This window comes from Acidovorax sp. GW821-FHT09B03, assembly GCF_059418305.1.
This window is the reverse complement of the sequence record NZ_JBWKPP010000017.1, coordinates 46,784-64,662: the sequence shown is the minus strand read 5'-3', so window position 1 is coordinate 64,662 and position 17,879 is coordinate 46,784. Positions and strand designations below refer to the sequence as shown.

The following is a 17,879-nucleotide window of genomic DNA, read 5'->3' as shown; positions in this document are numbered from 1 at the left end:
GCCCATCGAGACTCGTCTCGGGCGGCGGCCCTAGGCGCTGCCCGGCATTCCATCCAAAAACACAAGGAGACAAGCATGAGACAGTTCTATGCGCTCAATACCCCCGGACGGTGGGCTGTGCTGGCCCTCGCCAGCGCCGCGGTGATTGCCTGCGGCGGCAATGGCTCGGCGGACGCTGCGCCGGCACCCCTGGCCTGCGACAAGCTGGCGGGGCTGGCCATCCCGGCATCCGCCATCCAACTGCCTACATCGGGCGGCAGCGTGCTCACCGCCACTCCAGTCGAAGCGAGCGGCAGCGGCGTCGCCACGGTACCGGCCCATTGCCTGGTCACCGCACGCATCGGCCCTGTCGACGCCGCGGCACCCGATATCCGCTTGAACGTGGCGCTGCCCATGGCCTGGAACAACAAGGCCATGATGTTTGGCGGCGGCGGCTTCAACGGCTCGGTTCCCAACGTGCGGGGCAATGTCTCCAACGGCCCCCTGGACCAGCCGACACCGCTGGGCCGCGGCTATGCGACGTTTGCCAGCGACTCGGGCCACCAGGCCAACACCTATGGTTCGCAGGACGGGACCTGGGGCCTGAGCGACGAAGCCGTGCGCAATTTTGGCGGCGATGCGCTGAAGAAGACGCGCGACGCGGCCATGCACATCGTCAAGGCGCGCTACGCTGCCCATCCACAGAAATCGTACTTTGCAGGGGGTTCCACGGGCGGCCGCGAAGCGCTCGCCGCCATCCAGCGCTGGCCAGCCGACTGGGACGGTGCCATTGCCTGGTACCCGGCGTGGAACGACGCGGCGGCACTGCTGGGTGGGCATCGCAGCAACATCGCCCTGGCCCAGCCGGGCGCCTACCCCAATGTGCCCAAGCGGGCACTCGTCTACAAGGCCGCCATGGAGGCCTGCGACGCGCTCGACGGCATCCAGGACGGGCTGATCAGCAACCAGAGGCAATGCAATGCCAGCTTCGACCCGGTGCTGGCCACGGCGGGCGGTGCGCCACTGCGCTGCGCAGGTGGCGCCGATACCGGTGACAACTGCCTGTCCGACGCGCAGATCCGCGCGCTCAAGGTGATGAACACCGACACGGTCTTCCATTTTCCGCTGGCCAGCGGCGAAACACGCTACCCGGGCTACAACGTCTGGGGTGCGGACCTGGGCATCGCGTCCAACCCGTCTCCCGTGCAACCCACGGTGACCTTCCTCGCGCTGGGCACCACCGCGCCGGCCATGCCCGTGCCCCGCACAGCCCCCTACATCAGCGTGCTGGTGGACCAGTGGATCAAGTACTCGGTGACGCGCGACGCCAGCTTCAACTCGCTGCTGCTGGACCCCGAGAACCCCGGCCCCTGGGCCCCCCGCATCAGCGAGCTCAGCCGCCAGCTGGACACCGCAACCGACATCTCAGCCTTCGCAGCGAAGGGAGGAAAACTCCTGCTGGCGCACGGTCTGGCCGACGTGCTGGTCAGTTCACGCGCCACGGAGGACTACTACCGTCGTCTTCAGAGCCAGATGGGCCCGGAGCGCGTGCGCAGCTTCGCTCGCTACTACGAGGTCCCCGGCCTCGGGCATGCGGTGAGCACGGCCTTCAATGCCACCTGGGACTCGCTGACGGCCCTGGAGCGCTGGGTTGAAAGCGGCACCGCCCCCGGCAACCAGATCACCACCGACGCCACAGGGGTCCCCGGGCGGACCCGGCCCCTTTGCGACCATCCCCTGTGGCCAAAGTACAAAGGCTCGGGCGACGTGAATCTGGCTGCGTCATTTACCTGCGCAGAGTAGCCGCCTGCCATCAAGAGGGGCACGTCAGCGCGCGAACGCGGTGATGCGCCCCAGATCACGCGGCGGCGCCCCCGCCTTCTGCGGCCACACATTGAGAAACGGGTGGATGCAAACGCTTGCGTAGACGCCCTGCTGCGTGTAAGGCTCGTCGCGCAGCCAGGCGTCCAGCGCTTCGCGGTCCGGGAAATCGGCGACGACCAGGCTGCCGATCATGGTGACGCCATCCTCGGCGAACAAGGGGCCTGCAAGCGCCAGATGGTCTGCCACCTTGGCGACCTGGGCCTTGTGCTGGGGTCGCAGCGCCGCCCGGCGTTCCGACTGGTTGGGCGCATCGGTGCAGTACAGCATGAACAGCATGTCTGTGGTCACTCCATGGGAAACGGAACGCAGGGGTGGGTCAGGGCTTCATCGCCATCTCGATGCGGCGTTCGGCAATGCGCCAGCCGGCTGCCGTGCGCCGGTAACGGTCGTGGTACATCACGACGGACGGCGCACCTGCCGCCGTGGCGGGCGCGCCCGGCTCGCCCGCCACGCCGCTGAAGAACAGCACATAGCAAAAGCCGGTGGCCTCGTCGTGCGATGCCCGCTCCACGCGGATGTTGGTGCACAGATGGCAGGTCGCCACCGTGGCCGGCCGCGCATCCAGGAAGCGCTTCAGCTCGGCATGGCCGCACATCCGCGTGCCCATGCGGTCGAGCACCCCATCCTCGGTGAACAGGTCAAGCCACGCGCCGTACCGGCGCGCATCGATGTGGTTGGCGAAGTCAATGCACAGGCGCGTGCAGGCCGCCTCGTCGAGCGCGTCTGCCGCGGCCACAGGGGGATGGGTGTTCATGGGACCAACCTGGCGGCGAATGCCGAAAACCGCTGCATGTAGGCAGCCAGAAAGACCCGCGTGTCCTCGACGGCAATGTCCCCGGCCGCGTCAATCAATCCTGGCTTGAAAGACACATAGGCTTCTCCGCCCAGCACGCTGGAGCCCAGGATGCCGAGGATCTGGCGCAGGTGCTGCTGCCCGACAGCGGTGCCGATGGCGCCCGGCGACGTGCCCGTCATGGCCACCGGCTTGTCGCGCCACACGTTGCGATCCATCGGCTTGGAACCCCAGTCGATGGCATTCTTGAGCACTGCGGGCAGCGACCGGTTGAACTCCGGCATCACGAACAAAAAGGCATCTGCCCGTGCGCACTCGCGTGTGAAGTGGTTCACCGCTTCGGGCCGGTTGGCCTCCAGGTCGCCGTTGTACATCGGCAGCTCGTCGAGCGCGACATGGCGAAACCGGAGGTTCTCCGGGGCGAGGCGCACGAGCGCGTCGGCCAGCTTGCGGTTGATGGATTCGCGGCGCAGACTGCCCACGAGGATGGCGACGTCGATGGCTTGCATGGATTTCCTGAAATGGTTGGGGGTTGTGCGGCAGCACGGGCCTCAGCCGGTGCTGGCGTGTTTCATTGGACCTTGCCGATCTTGCGGATGATGTCCCGGGCCTGCTGGATCTCGGCAGACCAGTACTGCTGGAACTCCGGCCCATCCAGGTAGGTGACCATGCCGCCGCTCTTGCTGTAGGTGTCGGCGAAGGTCGCGTCGGCGGCGGCCCCGCGCAGTGCCTGTTGCAGGCGCCGCACGACCTCGGGCGGCGTCTGCGAGGGCGCAAAGACGCCAAGCCAGTTGACATAGTCGATGCGCAGGCCCGCCTCTGCCAACGACGCGGGAACAGGGGCCCTGGTCCAGCGCTCCGTGCCGTAGGTCGCAAGGTAGCGGAGCTTGCCGGACTCCACCTGCGCGGAGATCAGCGAGCGGCTGAACACCGCGAAATCCACCTGGCCGCCCAGCAAGGAGGTGATCATGGGCGCGCCACCGGTATAGGGGATGTGGTTGAACCTGGCGCCGGCCGCATCGGCCAGGATGGCGGCGGGAATGTGGCTCGGGCCGTAGTTCCCGCTGGAGGCGTAGGTGACTTCACCGGGCTTCGCCTTGGCCGCTGCGATCAGTTCGGCCGCCGAGCGGAAAGGGCTGTCGGCACGGACCACGATGGCCACCGGGTCCGACGTGATGCGCGCCACGGGAAGCAGTTGCTCGAGCGTGAACGGCGGCGTCTGCCGGTTCACGATCGCCTGCTCGGGCAGGGTGGCCAGGGTCGAGAAGGTGAACAGCAGCGTGTAGCCGTCGGCCTTGCTGTTGGCCACGGCCGTGGCACCGATGGCACCGCCAGCGCCCGCCCGGTTGGAGATCACCACGGGTTGGCCCAGGCTGCGCTGCAGCGCGGGCTGGAAAGCCCGCAGTGCCGTATCGGCAGCACCACCGGCGGCAAACGGCACGACAAGGGTGATCGGGCGCGAAGGATAGGTGTCCTGCGCCAGCGCAAGGGCCGAGCAGGCCGCCATGCCGGCGAACAGGGCGACCCGGCACAGGGCCGATGCCAATGGAAGGGGCTTCATGGGGATCCAGTCAGTGGCGCAGTGCGCCCTCAGCCACCGCTGCCCCGGCAAGACCGCAGGCGCGTGGCAGCGAACGAAGAGAGAAGAGAGATCGGTGGCTCGGCGTCAGCCCATCAGCGATCCGCGGATGTCCGACACCGGGAGCTGCACACGCCGGGGCAGAAATTCGGATGCCGGAGCTCCCGCGCGCAGCTGTGCCAGGAGGTCCTCGGGGTCGAACTCGACGCCAATCGGATTGGTCTCGAAATGCGGCCCATCCATGAAGGCATTGGCCGCATCGTTGTCGTCAAAGCAATCGGCCTGGAACTCCATCTGGTTGCCGTCGGGGTCCGCGTAGTAGAGCGAGATGGTGATGCCATGGTGGATGCACCAGTAGGGCATCACACCTTTGCCCTTGAGCTCCTCGTACTTGTCCAGCAGCTCGGTCAGATCGCGGTAGCCGTAGGCGACGTGGTCCATGCCGGGCTGGCCACGTGGAGAGCGCGCACCGGACTCGCCCTCGCCCTTGATGATCCCCAGGTTGAGCAGCGCAACGCGGTGGTGTTCGTGGTCGTAGGTGACGAAGGCGATCACCGGGCTCTGGTACTGCACCTCGCCGTTGAACACGGCGACATACCAGTCGAGCATGCGCTGGAACTGGTAGGTTCGGTAGACGACATGCGCGAAGCTCTGCGGGCGAATTGGGGTGGACATGGTGTGCATTGCTCCTGGTTCAAATGACACGCTGGCGCTGGGTGCCGAGGGGCCCTGCGCTCAGGGTCATCACGTCGCCGCGCTGGAGAAACACCGGTTCCGGTTTCGTCCCCAGCCCCACTCCTTCCGGCGTGCCGGTGATCACCACATCGCCTGGCAACAAGGTCATGAACTGGCTGAGGTGAGAGACGATCTCGGCCACGGAGAAGATCATGTCCGCCGTGCTGCTGCGCTGGCGCACCTGGCCGTTGACCTGCAGCTCCAGCGGGATGCCCTGCAGGCCCTCCAGCTCGTCCGGGGTCACCAGCCAGGGCCCGATCGGGCCGAAGCCGTCGAAGCTCTTGCCCTTGCTCCAGGTGCCCCCGCGTTTTGTCTGCCAGTCGCGTTCCGACACATCGTTGGCGAGGCAGTATCCGGCGACATGCTCCAGTGCCCTGTCGACCGCGACCTGGCGCGCGGTGCTGCCGATCACGAGGCCGAGCTCGATCTCCCAGTCACCGGTCTCGGCACCCGGAGGCAGCGTGACGTCGTCGTCGGGCCCGGACAGCGAAGTGATCGCCTTCGAAAAAATCACCGGCTCCTTGGGGATCTCCATGCCCGCCTCGAGCGCGTGCTTTCGGTAGTTCAGCCCGATGGCGATGAACTGGCGTGTTCCGGCAACAGGCGTGCCGAACCGCGTGCCCTTGGGGACCAGGGGCATGCGCGCCAGGTCGATCGCAGCCAGGGCCTGCAGCTTCTCAGGTGCCAGCCAGTCGGGGGTGAAGTCGGCCACCAGCAGCGACAGGTCGCGTGCCTGCCCATCGGCATCCAGGGCACCGGGTTTCTCCTGGCCTGCGGGGCCATGTCGTAGCAATTTCATGAATCGGTCTCTTGCAGAGCCTGTCGCAGCAAGCGACGTGGCGAATGCACGAAGTATGCGAAGAGACCGGTGCAGCCACCATCGAGAGATACCTTGGGTCAAATTGACGAATTGTCATCCGCCGCAGGCGCACGGCAGCCAGGCGACGGCATGCGTGTCGCGGGCCAGGCGCCCGCGCGGGACTGCACCGCCTGCTGCGAATGCCGCGGCGCAACCGGCCTGGCCTGCTAGTCAGCCTTCAGCGGCAACCATGCCTGCAGCTCGCCAGACTCCCACGCCTCCAGATGCTTTTGGGAAAACGCCACGGCACGATCGGCCAGCTCCGCCGAGGCACCCAGCGAGAGGAACAGCATGTGCTGTGCAGTCTCCATGTACCGCTGCAGGTCTGCCACTCCGCGCCGGCAGGCCTGCACGGTGTTGGCGGAAGCACCCAGCACGAACTCGGTGGCCGCGATCGCATCCTGGAAGTGGAAATAGCCGGCGTCCCTGCCGTCCTCCAGATCGCGCAGGATGCTCTTGCCCAGCCGCGACTCGCACTGCCAGGTGTCCAGCCGCACTACGAACGAAGCCCATAGCGGGTCCTGCCAGGCACGGACCATGAACACGCGAAACCCCACGGCGGCACGTGCCCAGGGCTCCTTCAGGCAGCTGTGGAGCTGGTCGATGTCCCGCATCATCTGGTCCTGTGCCTGGAGGCCGGCCGCCAGACAGGCCTTGTCCAGCGAGTCGAAGTAGGTATAGAACGTCCCGCGGGAGATCTTGGCCTCTCGCACGACATCCTCGATCACCGGGGCATCGTCGCGGATCCGCACCATCACCCGCTGGGTGGCGGCCAGGATGCGCGCACGCATTTCTTCCCGCCGTCTGCGCGCGGTCTCCACCCGGTGGTCCAGCGCGACTCCATCGGAAGCCTGCACTGCGAAATGGGAGGCAGGTGGAGGAGGCAGCTCGACGAGGCGCTTGTTCGATCTGGCCATGCCGGGAACCCTTGTGTGGAGCGACATCGCGGACCTAAAGCGTCTCCGGCCGACGTCAACACCGGTGGCACACTGGCCCCGCACCACGCCCTCGCGGACCTGGAGCCAGCGCAGCCTAGTTTATCGGTTCGCTCCACACCACCGCTAGGAGGCAGCGCACTTTCGCACCGTTTCCAGCGTTCTGGTCGTGATGGCCTTGCCGAAATTTTTCTCGAGCAGGGCCCCGAGCGCAGCGCCTTTCTCGTCGGGAACATAGGCTGAAAACACTTCCGTGTGCTCGAGCTTGAGGATGCGGGCGTGCGCTGGCCCTAGCGGAAGCGCGATCTCTGCGTCGCAGGGCTTGCGAAGAAAGGTAATGACCGGTTTCGCGTTGGCGGCAAGCTTGAAATCCGCGAACGGCTCCCGCCCCAACAGCCGCCCAAGGAAGGAAGACGGACGGACAATGGTTTGAAAAATCCGTCCAAGGTGCATCTCCATTGCGGCCTCTGCCGCGCCCTCCAGGATGGGAACGATGTTGGGCTTTGCAGAAAAGGCCACGTTTCCGCTGGACAGCAGGGTCTTCACATCGCAAAAGCCAGCCGCCTCGAAGCAGCGCTTGAGTTCTGGCATCTTGCAGTTCATGGGGCTGACGCCCCGCAGAAAAGCGACATAGCGTTCCACAGTCACTCCAGGTGTGGTTTGACAAAAGTCTACTGCCGCCTGAGAGAGAGACGTGTTCGGGGCGGATCACCCCGCGCACATCAAGGCCGGTGCCACGGGTTTGGACAACCGGCATGGCGCGCGGGACTGCGCGATGCCAATGCCGATGCGGACCATCCGCACACTCAGCATTTTTCAAATATAGAAGCACGTTTTGGTTATTTAACCAAAGAAGCATCGCTGAATAGCATTTGACCCAACCCAACTGGTCATAACAAGTCAGCCCATGTCTTCAGCCAAGGTCCTCGCACCGATCGCCTTTTCGCCCGTTCCCCTCTACACGCAGGTGCGCGAAACCTTGCGCGAGCGCATCCTCGATGGCACCTACGCACCCCATGCCCAGCTACCGTCGGAAAGTGACATGGTGGCGCTGTTCCAGGTCAGCCGCATCACGGTGCGCCAGGCGCTGAGCGACCTCCAGCGTGAGAACCTGATCTTCAAGATCCCGGGCAAGGGCACCTTCGTCACCAAGCCCAAGGCCTTCCAGCACCTCGGCCAGCTCGAAGGCTTCGCCGAGGCCATGGTGCGCATGGGCTACGAGATCCGCAACCAGGTCACGAGCCACAAGACCGTGCCGGCCTCGCCGCGCGTCGCCCAGCGCCTGGGCCTCGACCAGGGTTCACCCGTGGCGCAGATCAAGCGCGTGCGCAACCTCAACCGGGCGCCCGTGTCCTATGAGGTGACCTATCTCCCGCACGCCATCGGCGAGCGCCTGCGCCAGGCGGACCTGGCCGGGCGCGACATCTTCCTGATCCTGGAGAACGACTACGGCATCGCACTCGGCCACGCCGACCTGCAGATCGAGGCCATGCTGTCCGACGAAGTCCTGGCGCGGGCGCTGAGCGTGCCCGAGGGCACGGCCGTGCTGCATGTGGAGCGCCTGACCCACACCGCCAGTGGCGCGCCGCTGGATTTCGAAGACCTGTACTTCCGCGGCGACGCCTTCCAGCACCGCCTGCGCATTGCGCGCACGCCGCCGGCCCCCGACCGCAACCACCCCGCAAAGGCCACCCCATGAACACCATTACCCGCACCGTGGACGTGCTGGTCATCGGCGGCGGCACGGCCGGCCCGATGGCCGCCGTCAAGGCCAAGGAGGCCAATCCCGCGCTCGAAGTGCTCTTGCTGGAGAAGGCGAACGTCAAGCGCAGCGGCGCCATCTCGATGGGGATGGACGGCCTGAACAACGCGGTGGTGCCGGGGTTCGCCACGCCCGAGCAGTATGTGAAGGAAATCACCACGGCCAACGACGGCATCGTGAACCAGAAGACGGTCATGGCCTATGCGCGCAACAGCTACGCGATGATCGAAGAGCTCGACCGCTGGGGCGTGAAGTTCGAGAAGGACGAGACCGGCGACTACGCGATGCGCAAGGTGCACCACATGGGCACCTACGTGCTGCCCATGCCCGAGGGGCACAACATCAAGAACGTGCTCTACCGGCGGCTCAAGCGTGCGCGGGTGGAAATGACGCAGCGCCTGGTGGTCACGCGCCTGCTCACGGCGGCCGATGGCAGCATTGCCGGCGCCATGGCCTTCGACTGCCGCACGGCCGAGTTCCACGTGGTCCGCGCCAAGGCTGTGGTGCTGGCCACCGGCGCCGCCGGGCGGCTGGGGCTTCCGGCCTCGGGCTACCTCTTCGGCACCTACGAGAACCCGACCAATGCGGGCGACGGCTACAGCATGGCCTACCACGCGGGCGCCGAGCTCTCGGGCATCGAGTGCTTCCAGATCAACCCGCTGATCAAGGACTACAACGGCCCTGCCTGCGCCTACGTGACCGGACCCTTCGGTGGCCACACTACCAACAACAAGGGCGATCGCTTCATCGAGTGCGACTACTGGAGCGGCCAGATGATGATGGAGTTCTACAACGAACTCCAGGGCGGCAACGGCCCCGTCTTCCTCAAGCTGAACCACCTGGCCGAGGAGACCATCGCCACCATCGAGCACATCCTGCACACCAACGAACGCCCGAGCCGGGGCCGCTTCCATGCCGGGCGCGGCACCGACTACCGCGCGCAGATGGTGGAGATGCACATCTCCGAGATCGGCCTGTGCAGCGGCCACTCGGCCTCGGGGGTGTGGGTGGACGAACACGCGCGCACCACCGTGGCGGGCCTGCATGCGGCAGGCGACCTGGCCTGCGTGCCGCACAACTACATGCTCGGCGCCTTCGTCTACGGCAGGCTCGCCGGGGAAAGCGCTGCGCGCCATTGCGCCGAGACCGAACTGCCCGCCCTCGATGCCGGGCAGGTCGCGCGCGAGCATGCGCGTGTCACCGCACCGCTGCTGCGGGGCAGCGGCGGCCTGCCGCCCGCGCAGGTCGAATACAAGCTGCGCCGCATGGTCAACGACTACCTGCAGCCGCCCAAGGTGACGCGCAAGATGGAGATCGGGCTGGCGCGTTTCGAGCAGATCCACGAGGACCTGGAACAGCTCAGCGCCCCCGGGCCGCATGAGCTGATGCGCGCCATGGAGGTGCACGCCATCCGCGACTGCGCCGAGATGGCCGCACGCGCCTCGCTGTACCGCACCGAGAGCCGCTGGGGTCTGTACCACCACCGCGTGGACTTCCCCGAGCGCAACGACCGCGACTGGTTCTGCCACACGCAGCTGCAAAAGCAGGGCGAGGCCATGGTGAGCTTCAAGCGGCCGATCGATCCCTACATCGTGCCGCTGGATGCCCACGAGATGTTGGCCTACCAGCACCTGCGCGTGCCCGCCACGGCGCGTGAAACGGCCGAGACCTGACCACCCCCAACACCCCAAGAAGACCCCATGCCACTCGCCTTCAACCCCACCAGCGTGCCCGTGCGCGTGGACGAGGACAAGTGCATTGCCCACAAGGGCTGCACCGTCTGCGTCGACGTCTGCCCGCTCGACGTGCTCGCCATCGATCTCAGCAAAGGCAAGGCCTTCATGAAATTCGACGAGTGCTGGTACTGCATGCCCTGCGAAAAGGACTGCCCCACCGGGGCCGTCACGGTCGATATCCCGTATCTGCTGCGCTGAGAACCTGTTCGAGGCAGCAGCCCTGTCTATCCAACCGGAGGAAACCACGATGAGAAACGCACGATCCCTGGCCCTGTGGGGCGCAACCCTTGCCCTGGCGCTGGCCTTTCCGGCTGCCCAGGCCGAGACCATCCGCATCGCCATCGGCACGCAGGACACCACGATCAACTGCGCCACCGGTGGCCTGCTGATCCGTGAGCTCAAGCTGCTGGAGAAATACCTGCCACGCACCGGCAAGTACAAGGACGCGCAGTACCAGATCGAGTGGAAGAACTTCACCTCCGGCGCACCGCTGACCAATGAAATGGTGGCAGGCAAGCTCGACCTGGGCTCCATGGCCGACTTTCCGGGCAGCTTCAACGGCGCGGCCTTCCAGAAGGCGGGCAAGAAAAGCATCTTCATCACGGTGCTCTCCGGCAGCACCACCGGCAGCGGCAACGGCATCGTCGTACCCAAGGATTCCAAGGTGCAGTCGCTCGCCGAGCTCAAGGGCCGGACCATCTCGGTGCCCTTCGCGTCGACCTCGCACGGCATGCTGCTGCGCGCCATCCAGGCACAGGGCTGGGATCCGCTCAAGGATGTCACCATCACCACCCAGGCGCCCGAGGTGGCAGGCCCGGCGCTGCAGGCCGGCAAGGTCGAGGCGCATGCGGACTTCGTGCCCTTCGCCGAGCTGTTCCCCTACCGCGGCTTCGCACGCAAGATCTACGATGGCTCGCAGGCGAATGCGCCGACCTTCCATGGCAGCCTGGTCGATGAGGACTACGCCAAGAAGTACCCCGAGATCGTCGCCGCTTACCTGCGTGCCGCGCTCGAAGCCGATCGCCTGGTGGCCGCCGAACCCGAAAAATACAGCGAGCTGATCGCCAAGGTAACCGGCATCGAGGCCGAGGTCAACTACCTGTTCCACGGCCCGCTGGGCCTGCAGACGCGCGACCTGAGCTGGAAGCCCGAGTACCGCCAGGCGGTGAAGACCTCGCTGGAGACCTTGCGCCTGCTCAAGCGCACCGACAACGACATCGATGCCGAGGCCTTCGTCCAGGACGGCTACATCCGCACGGCCTTCAAGGAGGCGGGCCTCGACTACGACCGCCAGCTCAAGAACTACGCCCGCGCACCGCTGGTGGCCAAGGACGCCGTGACCGGCAAGCCCATCACCGACGTGGCCCGCGTGGCCCAGGTCTGGGTGGCCGGCGAACCGCTGGTGCGGCACTACGCCTCGCCCGAGAATGCCCTGGGTGACCTGAACAGGCTGGAAAAGGCCGGCAAGAAGGCCCGCGTGGTCTACGCCCAGGACCGCAACAGCGGCAACAAGCTGCTCGCGGCCGATGCCTGGTTCGTGCTGGGCGCAAAGGGCGAGGTCGATGCCTTCCTGCTCAAGGAGCAGGCCGATGCCTGGGCCGCCAGGCACGGGGGCAAGGTGGCGGACTTCGCCGGCGTGCGCGCCGCGCTGGCCGGCTGACGCCCCCTCCCACCCGACTGCACCACGCGCCAACCGCTCCTGACCGACCATGGCCAGTTCCACCTCCCTGACCCTGCGCGCCGGCCTGCCGCGCGCGGCCTGGCGCATCGCCGCGCTGCTCGCCTGCGTGCTCGCCTGGCATCTGGCCACCGGCCAGCGCATCAACCTGGGTTTCATCACCTTCCAGAACGTGCCGCCGCCGCGCGAGGTGGCCGCGTCCGCCTGGGCCCTGGTGCAATCGCCGCTGGTGCTGCAGCACCTCGGGGCCAGCCTGCGCCGCGTGTTCATCGGCTTCGGGCTGGCCGCCGTGGTGGGTGTGGCGCTGGGCCTGGCCATCGGGCGCGCCCGCTGGGCCGAAGACACGCTGCTGCCGCCGCTGGAAGTCCTGCGCCCGATTCCCGCCGTGGCATGGATTCCGCTGGCGATCCTCATGTTCCCCTCGTCGGAGGCGTCGATGGTGTTCATCACCTTCGTCGGTGCGCTGTTCCCGGTGCTGCTCAACACGGTGCACGGCGTGGATGGCGTGGATGCGCGCCTCGTGGCGTCGGCACGCAGCCTGGGCGCGGGCCGCCTCGCCGTGTTCCGCGAGGTGGTGCTGCCCGGGGCACTGCCCAGCATCGTCACCGGCCTGGCCATCGGCATGGGCACGGCGTGGTTCTGCCTGGTCACGGCCGAGATGATCTCGGGCCAGTTCGGCATCGGCTACTACACCTGGATGTCCTACACGATCCAGAACTACGCCGACATCGTGGTCGGCATGCTGTGCATCGGTGTGCTGGGCATGGGCAGCAGCACGCTGGTGCGCCACGCCGGCCAGGCGCTGATGCCCTGGCGCGCGTTGCAGGAGCAGCGCTCATGAAGGCCGACGTGCGCACCGGGCGCATCGCCATCGACGGCCTGCGGGTGCGCCTGGGCCAGGGCGCCCAGGCCTTCGATGCCGTGCAGGACATCACGCTGCACGCCGAGCCCGGCGAGTTCATCTGCCTGCTCGGCCCCTCGGGCTGCGGCAAGTCCACGCTGCTGGGCGCGCTGGCCGGCCACCTCACGCCCGCCGGCGGTGCCATCCGCGTGGACGGCGAGCCGGTGCACGGACCGCATCCGGACCGCGGCCTGGTGTTCCAGCACCACACCCTGTTTCCGTGGAAGAAGGTGCTGGACAACGTGGCCTTCGGCCTCAAGATGCAGGGCGTGGGCCGCCGCGAGCGCCATGCGCGCGCGCAGGAGATGCTGCGTGTCGTCGGCCTCGGCGACTTCGCGGGCTTCTACCCCTCGCAGCTGTCGGGCGGCATGCAGCAGCGCGCGGAGATTGCGCGCGTGCTCATCAACCGTCCGCGCGTGATGCTCATGGACGAGCCCTTCGGCGCGCTCGACGCCCAGACCCGGCTCATGATGCAGCGCCAGCTGCTTGATGCCTGGGCGCGCGTGCGCACCACCATCGTCTTCATCACGCACGACATCGACGAAGCCCTGTTCCTGGGCGACCGGGTGCTCGTGATGGGGCCACGGCCGGGCCGCATCGTCGCCGAGTTCGCGCTCGGCTTCGCGCGGCCGCGCGATCCCTCGCTGGTCACCTCGCCCGAATTCACCGCGCTCAAGCGGCAATGCCTGCAACTGCTGCATCCCCATGCGGCGGCCAGCGCGCCGCTGGAACGCCTCACGCCGCTGGGTGCGCCCACGGCTGCACAACTGCGTTTCGCCATCTAGACCACCGCCAATGAATCCCTCGACCCTCGACGATCCCGAACTGCAGGCCCTTGCCGAACGCCTGGCCTCGACCGATGCACAGGTGCGCCGCATCGCCGTGATGGACCTCGGCGATCTGGCCGACGAGGCGCATGCGCCCTGGCTGGTCGCGGCCCTGCGCGACGATACGCCGGCCGTGCGCGCCGCGGCCGCGCTGGCGCTGGAAACCATGGAGCAGCAGGACGCGGTGGAAGGCCTGGCCCAGGTGCTCGACGACCCCGATGCCCAGGTGCGTGAGGCCGCCGCCCACAGCCTGGCCGAGCTGAAAGACCCTGCCTGCGCGGCATGGCTGCTGCCGTACGCGAATGGAGGGCCTGCGCGGGTGCGCGCGGCCGTGCTGCGCGCCCTGCGCGAGTTGCGCGTGCCGGCGAGCGCCGCGCCTGCGCTGGCGGTGCTGCAGGAGCCAGGCCCTGGGCAGGACACGGCGGAGGCCGTGGCGCTGCGCCGCGAAGCCATCGGCGTGCTCGGCTACCTCAAGCATGCGCCCGCGCTGCCCGCCCTGGCCGCGCTCGCGGTGACCGACGCCGTGGACGAGGTGCGCCGTGCGGCCGTGGGCGCACTCTCCTTTGCGGCAGGCGACGCCGGCGCCCGCGCCGCGCTGGAAACAGCGCTGCGCGATGCCAGCTGGCAGGTGCGCGAGGAAGCGGCCACCGCGCTGGGCAAGCTGCAGCAGCCGGCGGCCACCGGCGCCCTGCTGGTGGCGCTGGATGATGCTTACTGGCAGGTGCGCCTGCGCGCTGCGCGCAGCCTGGGCCGCTTGCGCAGCGCCGACAGCGTGGCCCCGCTGCTCGCGGCACTGGGCCACAGTATCAGCAACCTGCGCAAGGAGGCGGCGCTGGCCCTGGGCGAAATCGGCGATGCCGCAGCGCTGCCCGGGCTGGAACAGGCCGCGCACGACCCGGACCCGGAGGTGCGCAAGTCCGTGCGCCTGGCCATCGCACAGATCGCTGCCGCAGCAGCAACGCAGTCGGGCACACCCCATGGCGCCTGACTCCATCGTCGACCACCGTGCACGCGCGGCACTCGAGTTCTTCTGGGCGGACGGGGAGCGGCAGGTGGTGGCCTACCCCGTGCTGCGCGCCCACTGCCCTTGCGCCGACTGCAAGGCATTGCGCGGCAATGGTTTGAGCGGGCTGGCCCCGGAGGCCGCGGTCCAGGTGGCAGCCATCCAGCCGGTGGGAGCCTACGGGGTGCAGTTCGTGTTCAGCGACGGGCACGACCGCGGGATTTTTCCGTGGGGGTTTCTCAGGGGATTGCTCGAACGGCAGCACGCCAGCGGCTCTTAGCCCAGAAACAGCCCGCTGAAGCCGGGAAAATACGGGCGATGGAACGACCAAAAGAAAAAAGCCCGCTATCGATGAAATAGCAGGCTTTTCAATACTGGCTTGGAAAATTCTGGAGGCGCGAACCAGAGTCGAACTGGTCTAACCGGATTTGCAATCCGGGGCATAACCGCTTTGCTATCGCGCCGTGAGCCTCAGATTCTAACCGAATTTGCGGCAGGTCTGGAAAACCACCGCTATGCCAGAGCGAAGTCCACGGCCGCCCTGGCGTGCAGCGCCGTGGTGTCCAGCAACGGCAGCGGGCTGTGCACCTGCTGCACCAGCAGCGAGATCTCGGTGCAGCCCAGCACGATGGCGTCGCAGCCTTGTGCCTGCAGTTGCGCAATGGCACGCTGGTAGAAGCCGCGCGAGGCGTCGCGCACGATGCCCTGGCACAGCTCCTCGTAGATCACGCGGTGCACCTCGGCGCGCGTGGGCGCGTCGGGGGTGACGACCTGCAGGCCGTGGTCCTGCGCAAGCTTGTCCTTCAGAAAGGGCTGCTCCATGGTGAAGGCTGTGGCCAACAGGCCCAGCCTGCGCAGGCCGCGCTGGCGTGCGGCCTCGCCCACGGGCGCGGCAATGTGCAGGAACGGCAGGGGCGTGGCGGCGGCGATGGTGCCGGCCAGCCTGTGCATGGTGTTCGTGCACAGCACGATGGCGTCGGCCCCCGCGGCATGCAGGCGGCGCGCGCTGCCGGCCAGCAGCTCGCCCACGTCGTCCCAGCGGCCTTCGTGCTGGGCCTGGGCGACGGGGCCGAAGTCCACGCTGTGGATGAGCAGCTGCGCCGAGCGCAGCGGACCCAGGCGGGTGCGCACCTCCTGGTTCATGAGGCGGTAGTACTCGGCGGTGGATTCCCAGCTCATGCCACCGATCAGGCCTATGGTCTTCACACGAAGCTCCTTCGCAAAAAAATGCCATGATCCGTGCCGTGCAGTCCATCGTCTATCACGGAATTTCAGCGGCCCCTGCCACTGGCCTCACGGTGGAACTGCTCGCGCGCGCGCCCTACAGCGCCCATGACAACCCACAGCGCGCCTCGCTGGGCATGGCGCTGGAGCGGCAGGCCGGCGTACACGCCATCGGCACGGACCGGCGCGAGGACTTCGACACCTGGATGGGCACCCTCTCGTACACGCCGCCGGGCCTGGACGTGTTTTCGGAATCGCCCACAGGCGGTGAGTACCTCGTGATCCGCTGGAATGCTGCGCCCGACGATGGCACAGCTGGCCCGCCCACGCGCCCGCAGTGCACCGCCCCACCCGCCCTGCTGCGCCAAGCCCTGGCCCTGCGGGGGCTGCTGGTGCGCCAAGCCCCGCCTGCAGCGCTGGAGCCCCTGGCGCAAAGCCTGCTGGCTGGACTGGATGCCATGCAGGCCGCCCCTGCCACCCCCAGTGCCCTGGCCGAACTGCGGCCACTGTATGCCCGCGTGCTCGAGCGCATCGACGACGAGGTCGGCCACCCCGATGAGGACCTCTCGCTCGCCGCGATGAGCGCCTGGCTGCAGCTCACGCCGCTGGCCTTTTTGCGCCACTTCAAGCAGCTCACCGGCATGACGCCCCACGCCTACGTCAACGAGCGCCGGCTGCAGCGCGCCCGCCACCTGCTGCATGCGGCGGAGCAGGGCACGCTGGCCGATGTGGCGGCCGCGGCCCAGTACGCCAGCCAGTCGCACATGGGCACGGCGTTCCGCAAGGCATTCGGCACCACGCCCGCAGACTACCGCAGCCGCACCAGCCGTTGACCGGCATGGCGCCTGCGCCGTGGCGCGCGAGCCATAACTCCCCGTCATGGCGGAGTTGCCCCCGGGCCACTGCCGCGATGAAAAGGCCGTACCTAGACTGCGTGGACCGCTTCGGCGGCCCCACTCCCCACCCGAGGTACACCGATGAAATCACGCTTTCGCCCCCTCTCCGCGCTGCTGCTGGCCAGCCTGATGGGCACCGCTCTGTCCGTGTTCGCGCAGCCAGCGCCCACCCCTGCAGACCGCTACCCCAGCCGCCCCGTGCGCATCGTCATCGGGCAGGCGCCGGGGGGTGCGGTGGACACCATTGCCCGCCTGGCGGCAGAGCGGCTGGCCACCCGCCTAGGCCAGCCGGTGGTGGTGGACAACCGGCCCGGTGCCGGCGGCATGCTGGCAGCCGAGACCATTGCCCGCGCCGCGCCGGACGGCTACAGCATCGGCCTGCTCGACGTCGGCGCGCTGGCCGTGAACCCGGTGCTGCAGCCCAAGGTGTCCTACGACGTGGCCAAGGACTTCCGCTACATCGGTACGGTGGCCAGGATCCCGCTGGTGATGGTGGCCCAGCCCGGCATCGCGGCCGCGCCCCGGCCGGCCGAACTGATCGCCTACGCCAAAGCCCACCCGGCCAAGCTGACCTATGGCTCGGCGGGCGTGGGCAGCCCGCCGCACCTGGCTTTCGAGACCTTCAAGGCACGCTCGGGCGTGTTCGTCACGCACATCCCCTACCGCGGCGGTGCGCCGGCGCTGGCCGACGTGGTGGCCGGCCATGTGGACCTGACTTTCATCGACACCAACCTGGCCAGCCAGTACCAGAAGACGGGCAAGGTGAAGGCGATTGCCGTGGCCACGCTGGAGCGCAGCCCGCTGATGCCGGACGTGCCCACCTTCCACGAATCGGGCCTCAAGGGCTTCGACTTCGCGCCCTGGGTGGGCGTGGTGGGGCCGGCAGCCATGCCGGCGGAGGCCGCGGCACGCCTGGCCGCCGCGCTGGAATCCGTCGTCACCAGCGCCGAATTCGCCACGCGCATGCAGGCCCTGGGCTTTGCGCCCTTTGCCAGCACCCCTGCGGACTTCAGCGCGCTGATGCGCACGGAGCTGCAATCCAACCGCGCGCTCATCCAGGAGCGCGGCATCAAACTGGAGAACTGAGC

20 protein-coding genes and 1 tRNA gene are annotated in these 17,879 nt (G+C 67.7%); 11 read left to right on the top strand and 10 right to left on the bottom strand.

The window, feature by feature from the left end; all coding sequences use genetic code 11:
• The first annotated feature begins 75 nt into the window (after window positions 1-75).
• Window positions 76-1,782: a tannase/feruloyl esterase family alpha/beta hydrolase gene (locus tag AC07PA_RS24920; protein WP_494609110.1), complete on the top strand. Its 1,707-nt coding sequence runs from the start codon at window positions 76-78 to the stop codon at window positions 1,780-1,782.
• A gap of 24 nt (window positions 1,783-1,806) precedes the next feature.
• Here AC07PA_RS24920 and AC07PA_RS24915 read toward each other — a convergent pair whose 3' ends face one another.
• The 8 genes from AC07PA_RS24915 to AC07PA_RS24880 form a co-directional block, all read right to left on the bottom strand.
• Window positions 1,807-2,139, bottom strand: a complete 333-nt coding sequence (locus AC07PA_RS24915) for a YciI family protein (RefSeq protein ID WP_494609111.1) — start codon at window positions 2,137-2,139, stop codon at window positions 1,807-1,809.
• 40 nt (window positions 2,140-2,179) lie between these two features.
• Window positions 2,180-2,617 carry a nuclear transport factor 2 family protein gene (locus tag AC07PA_RS24910; RefSeq protein WP_494609112.1) on the bottom strand — a complete coding sequence of 146 codons (438 nt, stop codon included), beginning with the start codon at window positions 2,615-2,617 and terminating at the stop codon, window positions 2,180-2,182.
• Window positions 2,614-3,165, bottom strand: coding sequence for an NADPH-dependent FMN reductase (locus tag AC07PA_RS24905; protein ID WP_007856057.1), 552 nt, complete (start codon window positions 3,163-3,165; stop codon window positions 2,614-2,616). Before AC07PA_RS24905 ends, AC07PA_RS24910 begins: the two co-directional genes overlap by 4 nt.
• A gap of 62 nt (window positions 3,166-3,227) precedes the next feature.
• A complete protein-coding gene (locus AC07PA_RS24900) occupies window positions 3,228-4,217 on the bottom strand; it encodes a Bug family tripartite tricarboxylate transporter substrate binding protein (RefSeq protein ID WP_494609113.1) in 990 nt (329 codons plus the stop codon).
• Between the two features lie 105 nt (window positions 4,218-4,322).
• Complete coding sequence (locus AC07PA_RS24895; RefSeq protein ID WP_494609114.1) at window positions 4,323-4,910, bottom strand: VOC family protein; 588 nt, start codon at window positions 4,908-4,910, stop codon at window positions 4,323-4,325.
• Window positions 4,911-4,929: 19 nt separating this feature from the next.
• Window positions 4,930-5,769, bottom strand: coding sequence for a fumarylacetoacetate hydrolase family protein (locus AC07PA_RS24890; RefSeq protein ID WP_007856052.1), 840 nt, complete (start codon window positions 5,767-5,769; stop codon window positions 4,930-4,932).
• Between the two features lie 227 nt (window positions 5,770-5,996).
• Window positions 5,997-6,746: a hypothetical protein gene (locus AC07PA_RS24885; RefSeq protein ID WP_494609115.1), complete on the bottom strand. Its 750-nt coding sequence runs from the start codon at window positions 6,744-6,746 to the stop codon at window positions 5,997-5,999.
• A 144-nt stretch (window positions 6,747-6,890) separates the two neighbouring features.
• A complete protein-coding gene (locus AC07PA_RS24880; protein ID WP_494609116.1) occupies window positions 6,891-7,406 on the bottom strand; it encodes a DUF1697 domain-containing protein in 516 nt (171 codons plus the stop codon).
• 265 nt (window positions 7,407-7,671) lie between these two features.
• Between AC07PA_RS24880 and AC07PA_RS24875 the strand changes: the two genes are divergently transcribed.
• Genes AC07PA_RS24875 through AC07PA_RS24840 form a run of 8 tightly spaced genes read left to right on the top strand, consistent with a single transcriptional unit; the run spans window position 7,672 to window position 14,951 of the window.
• On the top strand, window positions 7,672-8,463 hold the full coding sequence (locus AC07PA_RS24875) for a GntR family transcriptional regulator (protein WP_494609117.1): 792 nt from the start codon (window positions 7,672-7,674) through the stop codon (window positions 8,461-8,463).
• Window positions 8,460-10,199, top strand: a complete 1,740-nt coding sequence (locus AC07PA_RS24870) for a fumarate reductase/succinate dehydrogenase flavoprotein subunit (RefSeq protein WP_494609118.1) — start codon at window positions 8,460-8,462, stop codon at window positions 10,197-10,199. Before AC07PA_RS24875 ends, AC07PA_RS24870 begins: the two co-directional genes overlap by 4 nt.
• Window positions 10,200-10,226: 27 nt before the next feature.
• Window positions 10,227-10,460 carry a 4Fe-4S dicluster domain-containing protein gene (locus tag AC07PA_RS24865; RefSeq protein WP_007856045.1) on the top strand — a complete coding sequence of 78 codons (234 nt, stop codon included), beginning with the start codon at window positions 10,227-10,229 and terminating at the stop codon, window positions 10,458-10,460.
• A 49-nt stretch (window positions 10,461-10,509) separates the two neighbouring features.
• Window positions 10,510-11,922 carry an ABC transporter substrate-binding protein gene (locus tag AC07PA_RS24860; protein ID WP_494609119.1) on the top strand — a complete coding sequence of 471 codons (1,413 nt, stop codon included), beginning with the start codon at window positions 10,510-10,512 and terminating at the stop codon, window positions 11,920-11,922.
• A gap of 49 nt (window positions 11,923-11,971) precedes the next feature.
• Window positions 11,972-12,781 carry an ABC transporter permease gene (locus AC07PA_RS24855; protein WP_145696082.1) on the top strand — a complete coding sequence of 270 codons (810 nt, stop codon included), beginning with the start codon at window positions 11,972-11,974 and terminating at the stop codon, window positions 12,779-12,781.
• Window positions 12,778-13,626, top strand: coding sequence for an ABC transporter ATP-binding protein (locus AC07PA_RS24850; protein ID WP_007856038.1), 849 nt, complete (start codon window positions 12,778-12,780; stop codon window positions 13,624-13,626). Before AC07PA_RS24855 ends, AC07PA_RS24850 begins: the two co-directional genes overlap by 4 nt.
• A 10-nt stretch (window positions 13,627-13,636) precedes the next feature.
• Window positions 13,637-14,656 (top strand): HEAT repeat domain-containing protein, encoded by a 1,020-nt coding sequence (locus tag AC07PA_RS24845; RefSeq protein WP_494609120.1) that lies wholly within the window; start codon window positions 13,637-13,639, stop codon window positions 14,654-14,656.
• Window positions 14,646-14,951 (top strand): gamma-butyrobetaine hydroxylase-like domain-containing protein, encoded by a 306-nt coding sequence (locus AC07PA_RS24840; protein WP_494609121.1) that lies wholly within the window; start codon window positions 14,646-14,648, stop codon window positions 14,949-14,951. The genes AC07PA_RS24845 and AC07PA_RS24840 overlap by 11 nt, the downstream gene beginning before the upstream one ends.
• A gap of 110 nt (window positions 14,952-15,061) precedes the next feature.
• Here AC07PA_RS24840 and AC07PA_RS24835 read toward each other — a convergent pair.
• A tRNA-Cys gene (locus tag AC07PA_RS24835) sits at window positions 15,062-15,135 on the bottom strand.
• 49 nt (window positions 15,136-15,184) lie between these two features.
• The gene (locus AC07PA_RS24830) at window positions 15,185-15,877 is read right to left on the bottom strand and encodes an aspartate/glutamate racemase family protein (protein WP_494609122.1); all 693 of its coding nucleotides are present in this window, start codon (window positions 15,875-15,877) and stop codon (window positions 15,185-15,187) included.
• Between the two features lie 26 nt (window positions 15,878-15,903).
• Between AC07PA_RS24830 and AC07PA_RS24825 the strand changes: the two genes are divergently transcribed.
• Together AC07PA_RS24825 and AC07PA_RS24820 are read left to right on the top strand one after the other, a co-directional pair.
• Window positions 15,904-16,728, top strand: a complete 825-nt coding sequence (locus AC07PA_RS24825) for a helix-turn-helix domain-containing protein (protein WP_494609123.1) — start codon at window positions 15,904-15,906, stop codon at window positions 16,726-16,728.
• Window positions 16,729-16,872: 144 nt separating this feature from the next.
• On the top strand, window positions 16,873-17,877 hold the full coding sequence (locus AC07PA_RS24820) for a Bug family tripartite tricarboxylate transporter substrate binding protein (RefSeq protein WP_494609124.1): 1,005 nt from the start codon (window positions 16,873-16,875) through the stop codon (window positions 17,875-17,877).
• Window positions 17,878-17,879: the final 2 nt, after the last annotated feature.